Here is a 7,375-nt window from a genome sequence, read left to right as displayed (position 1 = left end):
TCTCGCAACGGGAGGCCTTCGCCCGTCAGCAGATCACACGCGATTCACGCAACAACGTCCCTGGACATCACACTTAGACGTTCGATGGGAAGCTTGCCTATGGCGAGCGTAGCCAACGTGACAGCGCAGCGCTCACAGTGCGTCGACCGATTGCGGCGCTGAAGGGGCGACGGACACCCGCTTCTTCCCCTTAAACCGTAGCGCCGGCTTCTCCACAAGGAACCAGCTTGCGATGGCCAGCGGCAATGTCGCGAGCGCGCTGAGGGCTGCGAAGATCCCGACGCCAAGTGTCCAAAGGCCAAAGATGGCGAGGACCTGCTGCACGGGAAATGCGTAGATGTACACCCCGTAAGAGATGTCGTTGCGGAGCCGGAGGCGTTCGTGCTTGATGGCGAAGCCCGCCGCGAGGACCAAGTAGGCGAGCGGCAGGGCAGCCAACAATCGGTAGTCGGGAAGCCACAATGACGCGACGATCACGAGCACCGCGACAGCGACCCACGCGGCGCTTGCGCGAAGGACATCAAGGTACTGCCAGGCGAGCGCTCCAGCCAGGAACATGATCCCGAAGCGGGACGCGGTCTCGATCCACCAACTGTCGGTCAATCCGAACGACACGATTGCGGTGCCGGCGAGGCAAGCGCCGAAGAGAATGAGCAGCGTCGCGCGGCTTCTGAACAGCCCGAGCGCGCCGAGTGCGAGCACGAGCATGTAGCAGGCGAACTCCCAAGCGAGGGTCCATAGGGACCCGTTCCAGACGCCTTCGTATGGGACGTTGGCCGGGGTGCCGGCGATGTCGAACTGGAAGACCCATAGCGCGGCGTTCTTCGCCACGTAAGAGAGGTTGCTTGGGCCGAGTACGCCAGCGGCGAGGGGCGCGATCACGAACGCGGTGATGAGCAGGCATGCCCAGAATGCGGGGAGAATGCGAAGCACACGCGCTCGCAGGTATCTCACCCAGTGGGGGTCACGTATCCACGAGCCGACGATGAGGAATCCGGAGATCGCGAAGAACCCGTCGACCCATACCTCGGCAAGCAGTTGCCTCAGTGGAGGCCAAGAGATCTCGATCCCTGTTAGCGGGAACGAGTGCCAAACGATCACCCCGGCGGCGAGCAAGAGGCGCACCAGATTGAGCCCGTTGAGCTTCGGATCGTAGGTGTTTCGCAAGGTTGCTGCCGTTGACGTCACAAGAGGCGATCGTATAGGCAACCGCCATCCCACCAATTGCCCACAGATAGTCGGTGTCGCTCAGCCTTCATACCCCAGCGATGACACGCGTGGCGTCCCCGCTTGGCGCGCCGCGCTAAGCACAAACCTCACAGCGCACAAAGGGCACAACTGCACGTACCGAACCCACCCGCACCTAAGCTTGAGCCGCGCCGCCCTCTCGCCCATCCCTCACCGGAGCCTTGCCCCCACCGTGATCCGACCCATCGTCACCGTCGCCATTGCGCTCGCCGCACTCGTCGCCACCGCGGCCGTCACGCTCTACGCGCTCCTCGTCATCGACTCCCGCGAGTCCGTCCGCCACTTCTACGGCGACACCCCGCAGGCCAAACGCCTGAACACGGGGCTTAACCGAGACGAAACGCGGCAGTAACCCCCCGCCCGCCGGATCGCCGTAGCGTGGCACCCAGATGGGGCATCGCCGCCCGGAGCCGAGGGAACGGCCCCGGGCGTTTCTCTTTGGGGTTGGGGGAACACCGTGCACACCAGCAAGAACAGACGGGTCGGCATCGTCGCCACCGCCATCGCTCTCGGTCTCGGCGGGGGCGCACTCGTCGCCGCGCAGGCCGCATCGGCCGACAGCCCGGTGCTCGGCGAAGCGAGCGTGGTGCTCGACTTCACGACACCCGGTGAGGTGCACATCTCGGTGTACACCCGCAACGCATCATCGATCCCGGCGTGGGGCGCCGCACGTGTCACCACGCCCGAGGGCATCGAGTACTCCTGGGGTCCGAGTCGCTACGAGCCGGGCGAAGTGCGCACGTACGACGTCACCGAAGGCGGGCGCACCTGCGCCGACCTCGACGATGCGTCGGCGGTCGCGTACGGGTATGCCGCAGCATCCGATGTCGTCCCGTCGTGGACGACCGGCATCGTCACGTATCCGAGCCCGCTCGTGACCGTCATCGGCTGCGACCCGACGCCGACGCCCTCCCCCACGCCGACCGTCCAGCCCACGCCACTCACGCCCGCACCCGAGGCGACGGCCACCCCGTCGGGAACTCCCAACCCCGACACCACACCGGCGGCCGCCGCGGCATCCGGGAACTCCTCCGCGGACGGGGCACTCGCCGCAACTGGGGCGGCGGTGGGCTGGACGGTCGCTGCCACGATCGCCGCGGGCGCGGCGATCGTGGCCGGAATCGCGTTGCGCCGGCGCCGGAGAACCTGAGCGGGCCGCAGCTCGGGGCACCTGATGGCAGCGGTCGAGAAGTCGCGCATCGAGTGGATGGACGTCCTTCGCGGGACGTCGATCATCCTCGTGGTGTTCAACCACGCCATCCTGTTCGCCAGCTCGTCTCCGCTCGGCGCACCCGAGGTCGCGTGGGTGCTCAACACGGTCTTCTCCCCCGTGCGCATGCCGCTCATGGTGTTCCTGTCGGGCCTGCTCGTCGCCGGCTCGCTCGCCCGCGGACCCCGCGCCTACGTCACCGGCAAGGTGCGCCGCGTGCTCTGGCCCTACCTCGTGTGGTCGATCATCGCGCTCGCGCTGCTGTACGGGTTCGGCATCCGCGAAGGCATCATCGGCGGCGTGACCGCGCACGTCGTCACCGGGTGGGACCTGCTGCTGCCCCTGTACGACCCGGTCGAGCACCTGTGGTTCCTGTACGACCTGTTCCTCTTCTACATGGTCGCGCTCGTCACGCCCCGCGTGCCGCCGCTGTGGATCGCCGCCGGAGCGCTCGTCGCCGCCGCCCTCGTGCCCGACTTCGGCATGCGCCGGTTCTTGCTGCTGCTGGTGTTCTTCATGATCGGCGTGTGGTTCTCGCAGCACGTCGGCGCGCTCGAGCGCACACTCGCGCGCCGCTGGGTGGTCTGGGGGTGCGCGGCACTCGCCCTCGCCACGGTCGCCGCCGCGGCCGTCGGCGTGGGCCTACGGTACACCGCCCTGTCGGCGCCGTTCGCCGCCGGCGGCATCGGCATCGCCATCGTGCTCGCACGCCGATACGGATCGGCACGGATGCTGCGCCCCCTGCGCGCGGTCGGGCGCGACTCGCTCGTCTACTACATCGTGCACTGGTGGCCGGCCAGCGCCGGCGTCGCCCTCGGCGCCCTCACCGGGAACGCGTGGATCGCCCTCGCCGTCGGCTTCATGTTCGGGCTCGGCGCCGGCGTCGTGATGGTGCACCTGCTGCGCGTGCTGCCCGCGCTCGACCTCCTGTTCGCGTGGCCCGCGCGGGCTGTTCGCACTTCCGCTTCGTCCTCCGGATCGCTGTCCACCTCCGACGGAAGGCCCACACCATGACCGCTCGCCCGTTCAGCCGCCGATCGTTCGTCCGACTCATCGCCGTTGCCGCGCCCGCGGCAGCCACCGCGATGTGCGCACCCGCCGAGACTTCGGTCAAGCCCACGGCGACAGCATCCGTCCCCTCCGCTTCCGCCTCGGCGACCGCCGCGCCGACCGCCGCGCCCGCGGCGATCGTCGGCACTGCCCGCCCGGCCGTAGTGCGCTCGTTCGGGCCGAACGGCACCCACTGGCCCGCCCACACGCCGTGGATCAAAGACGCCGTCACGACGGTCGAGGTCGCGTGCACGTGGGCGGCGATCCGCACCGCGCTGCTCGCGGTGACCGCGTCGCAGGCGGCCGCGGGCGTGCACATCAAGGTGCGACCCGGCACGCTGCCCGGCCTCGGCGCCTCGTCGGGGTCGAAGGCGGTGCTGCAGGGGCTCGGCAGCACGCAGTGGGCGAAGAACGTGCTCGTCTCACCGCGCGACGGCTGGGGTTCGGTCGTCATCACCGAGCCCGCTCGCCTGCGCGAGGTGTACGGCGTGACGTTCGCCCGCATCAACGGCGTCGACGTGCTGCTGACCAACTGCACGCGCAGCGCGTGGGCGCAGTCCGTCATGTCGGACGGCCTCAGCATGGCCTCGTCGTACGGCGCGACGACGAGCGAGTGCGGCGCGTACGAGATCGTCATGAGCAACGTGAAGGCCGACATCTCCGACCCGCTGGGGTACGCCGCCGGCGCCGACTGCGTGCTCACCGACAGCGTGTGGGACGGATGCTACTCAGCCCCCGTGTTCCGCCCGTCCGGCGCCACCGACCACGTCGACACCCTGCAGATGTACGGGTCGGGCTGGTACCGGGGGCTCACGGTGCGCGACACGACCTTCTTCGGATCCCTCAACTGCGCCCTGCAGATCGGCGGCATGCGCGACGACGACCCGAACAAGGGCACGCGGTTCCTCACGGTGGACCACAGCATCCTCACGTCGCAGGCCACCGCTCTTCGGGTGCGGTATCCGACGCCCGCGGGGGCCGACACGCCTTCGATGGCGCAGGCCATCAACGGGATCGGCGAGGACTTCCAGCTCTACGCGAACGACTCGTACATCTTCGGCTCGATGTACCGCAGCAAGTGGGGCGGCGTCTCGAACACCAAGGTCTCGTACGGGCAGGCGGTGAGCCGCAACCCGGTCGCCTCGGGCAAGTGGACGGTCGACAGCTCGATGGACTCGTGGGGCGCCTCGCAGTTCGACGCGCTCACGCCGACGCCCACCGACGCGTACCTGAAGTCGATCTGGAAATGACCGACCTCGCCCACCGCGCCTCGCGCGGCATCATCGTGACCATGGGCGGGATGTGGGGCAAGACCCTCATCCAGATGGCCGCGATCATGCTGCTCGGGCGCCTCTTGAGCCCCGAGGACTTCGGTCTGGTCGCGATGGTCACCGCGATCTCGGGGATCATCGACCTCGTCCGCGACTTCGGCCTCACGGGCGCGATCATCCAGGCGCGCGAGATCTCGGAGCGCGCCTGGCGAGGCCTCTTCTGGCTCGCGCTCGGGCTCGGCGTGGTGCTGGGCGGGGTCCTGGCGGCGTGCGCGCCGCTGATCGCCGACTTGTACGACGAACCGCAGCTCGTGCTCATCACGCTCGTGATCGCTCCGAGCCTGATCGTCAACGGCCTCACCATGCCCCTGCAGGCCCGCGCGACGCGCGAGCTGAAGTTCGCGCTGCTCGCCCGCATCGATGTCGTGTCGATGGTGGGCGGCGTCGCGGCGGCCATCGCCGGCGGCCTGCTCGGATGGGGCTACTGGGCGCTCATCCTCATGGTCGGCACGGGACTGGTCGTACGACTCGTCATGCTGTGGGTCGCTCTCCGCCCTCGCCCCGGCTGGCCGCGCATCCATCGCGACGTGCTGCCGCTCGTCACGCGGGGCGGCAGCATCTTCGGCGCCGAGCTGCTCAACTACGTCGAGCGCAACGCCGACACCGTCATCATCGGCCAGCAGCTCGGGCCCGCAGTGCTCGGCCAGTACTCGCGCGCGTACGCGCTCTTCCTCATGCCGCTGCAGCAGCTGAACGGACCCATCGGCCGCGTCGCGCTGCCTGTGCTGAGCAAGCTGCAGGACGACGGCGACCGCTACCGCCGGTACATCCGCGGGGCGCTGCTGGTCATCGGGTATCTGACACTCCCCACGTACGCGATCCTCGCGACGATCTCGGAGCCGCTGTTCGCGATCCTCCTCGGACCCGGCTGGGAGCAGGCCGCCGTGCTGTTCAGCATCCTCGCCATCGCCGGCATCGCGCAGGGCATCGGCAAGGTGCGCGGCTGGCTCTTCATCACCATGGGCCGCTCGCACCAGCAGCTGCTCTACGACCTCGTCGCGCGGCCGCTGGTGGTCGTCGGCTTCTTCGTCGGGATCTGGTGGGGCGGGATCTACGGGCTCGCCCTGACCTACGGCATCCTGTCGGCGCTGCTCCTCATCCCCGGGTTCGCGTTCGCCATCCGCGGCACGTTCGTGCGCGGCAGCGACATCGTGTTCCCCGTGCTGCGCCCGCTGCTGTTTGCGCTGCTGGCGTTCGGGGCGGCGTTCGCCGCGACGCGGGCTGTCGACCTGGTGCCGATCCTGGAGATTCTGGTGGGCGGGCTTGCGGGGGCGGTCGTGATCGGGCCGCTGCTGCTGATCCCCGCGTATCGGCGTGATCTTGCGCAGATCATGGGGTTCGTGAAGCAGATGCGCAAGCCGAAGTCGCGCGAGCAGGCGCCGGAAGCTGCGGAGGCGGTCGAGGCGGTGCTGCTGGAGGACGCGGCGACGCCCGGCGATGTGCTCGATGCCGAGATCGAGAAGCGCCAGCTTGAGCAGAACCGCTGACCCGCCCCTTCCCGCCCGGTCGTTGAGCGAGCGAGGAACGAGCGAGTCGAAACGCGCCGGCGATCTCGGATGCCCGGGGCGTTTCGACTGCGGGCGCCAGAGCGCCCTCCGCTCAACGAGCGAGGGTGAAGTACCGGTCGTTGAGCGAGCGAGGAACGAGCGAGTCGAAACGGCGCTGGCGATCTCGGATGCCCGGGGCGTTTCGACTGCGGGCGCCAGAGCGCCCTCCGCTCAACGAGCGAGGGCGAAGTACCCGGTCGTTGAGCGAGCGAGGAACGAGCGAGTCGAAACGCGCGCGCCCGCCCGCAACGGCGGGCTACGGCGCGGGCGGCACCGAGCCGCGCTTGCTCCAACCGATCACCGCGTCGATGCCTCCGGTGATGAATGCCTCGCGCTTGGCGTGACTCCACCCTTGGATGCGCTTCTCCCACGCGAAGGCGTCGGCGATGCGCGCGTACTCCCCCGCCCACGCCAGCTCCACCGGCAGCCGACGCCGCGTATAGGCCGCGCCCATGCCGGCGTTATGCGCCTCGAGACGTCGGATGAGATCGACGGTGCTGCCGACGTAGAACGTGCCGTCGGCGCAGCGCAGGATGTAGACGAACGCCATGGGTTGATCGTGCTCGCGCTCGACACGACGGGGGCCGTGCACGCTGCGGTATGTGCACACCGCGCTGCGGTTACCCCGTGTGGAGGAGTCGCGGGCCGGGCGTTCCCGCGAACCCGGGGCGATTCGACTGCGGGCGCCAGAGCGCCCTCCGCTCAACGAGCGGGGGTGAAGTACCGGTCGTTGAGCGAGCGAGGAACGAGCGAGTCGAAACGCCCCGAACCCCCGAGTAGCACCGACCCGAGGCATCCGCTCCTCGACCCCGACACTCCCGAGTGCTCGACGCGTTTCGACTGCGGGCGCCAGAGCGCCCTCCGCTCAACGAGCGGGGGTGAAGTACCGGTCGTTGAGCGAGCGAGGAACGAGCGGGTGACGTCCCGCTTGTTGGTGGAGTTTCTCGACACCGTGCGGGTCAGCTTGTTTGATTATGCCGCGGTCAGTT

At 68.9% G+C, this 7,375-nt stretch carries 8 protein-coding genes; 6 read left to right on the top strand and 2 right to left on the bottom strand.

Features of this window, described 5'->3' with window-relative positions; genetic code table 11:
* Nucleotides 1-132: 132 nt before the first annotated feature.
* Nucleotides 133-1,188, bottom strand: coding sequence for an acyltransferase family protein (locus AC3A46_RS19150; protein ID WP_487666650.1), 1,056 nt, complete (start codon nt 1,186-1,188; stop codon nt 133-135).
* A 232-nt stretch (nt 1,189-1,420) separates the two neighbouring features.
* Between AC3A46_RS19150 and AC3A46_RS19145 the strand changes: the two genes are divergently transcribed.
* From AC3A46_RS19145 to AC3A46_RS19125, 5 genes are all read left to right on the top strand, one after another.
* On the top strand, nt 1,421-1,600 hold the full coding sequence (locus tag AC3A46_RS19145) for a hypothetical protein (RefSeq protein ID WP_487666649.1): 180 nt from the start codon (nt 1,421-1,423) through the stop codon (nt 1,598-1,600).
* A gap of 105 nt (nt 1,601-1,705) precedes the next feature.
* On the top strand, nt 1,706-2,398 hold the full coding sequence (locus AC3A46_RS19140; protein WP_487666648.1) for a hypothetical protein: 693 nt from the start codon (nt 1,706-1,708) through the stop codon (nt 2,396-2,398).
* 24 nt (nt 2,399-2,422) lie between these two features.
* Nucleotides 2,423-3,472: an acyltransferase family protein gene (locus tag AC3A46_RS19135; protein WP_487666647.1), complete on the top strand. Its 1,050-nt coding sequence runs from the start codon at nt 2,423-2,425 to the stop codon at nt 3,470-3,472.
* Complete coding sequence (locus tag AC3A46_RS19130) at nt 3,469-4,758, top strand: hypothetical protein (protein ID WP_487666646.1); 1,290 nt, start codon at nt 3,469-3,471, stop codon at nt 4,756-4,758. The genes AC3A46_RS19135 and AC3A46_RS19130 overlap by 4 nt, the downstream gene beginning before the upstream one ends.
* Nucleotides 4,755-6,326, top strand: a complete 1,572-nt coding sequence (locus tag AC3A46_RS19125) for a lipopolysaccharide biosynthesis protein (protein ID WP_487666645.1) — start codon at nt 4,755-4,757, stop codon at nt 6,324-6,326. Before AC3A46_RS19130 ends, AC3A46_RS19125 begins: the two co-directional genes overlap by 4 nt.
* A gap of 316 nt (nt 6,327-6,642) precedes the next feature.
* On the opposite strand, the gene AC3A46_RS19120 is transcribed toward AC3A46_RS19125, so the two are convergent.
* Entirely contained in the window at nt 6,643-6,936 is a 294-nt protein-coding gene (locus tag AC3A46_RS19120) for a GIY-YIG nuclease family protein (RefSeq protein WP_487666644.1), read from the bottom strand.
* Nucleotides 6,937-7,101: 165 nt separating this feature from the next.
* On the opposite strand from AC3A46_RS19120, the gene AC3A46_RS19115 reads away from it, so the two are divergent.
* The coding region (locus AC3A46_RS19115) for a hypothetical protein (RefSeq protein ID WP_487666643.1) at nt 7,102-7,375 on the top strand (274 nt) is incomplete at its 3' end.

This window comes from Microbacterium sp. Soil_C_42, from assembly GCF_057656735.1.
Note: the sequence above shows the minus strand (reverse complement) of the source record. Positions and strands in the feature narration are given on the sequence as shown.

Excerpts from the sequence above, each read along its gene's own strand:
- AC3A46_RS19130 (WP_487666646.1), top strand. The coding sequence starts at position 3,469 with ATGACCGCTCGCCCGTTCAGCCGCCGATCGTTCGTCCGACTCATCGCC.
- AC3A46_RS19125 (WP_487666645.1), top strand. The coding sequence starts at position 4,755 with ATGACCGACCTCGCCCACCGCGCCTCGCGCGGCATCATCGTGACCATG.
- AC3A46_RS19135 (WP_487666647.1), top strand. The coding sequence starts at position 2,423 with ATGGCAGCGGTCGAGAAGTCGCGCATCGAGTGGATGGACGTCCTTCGC.
- AC3A46_RS19120 (WP_487666644.1), bottom strand. The coding sequence starts at position 6,936 with ATGGCGTTCGTCTACATCCTGCGCTGCGCCGACGGCACGTTCTACGTC.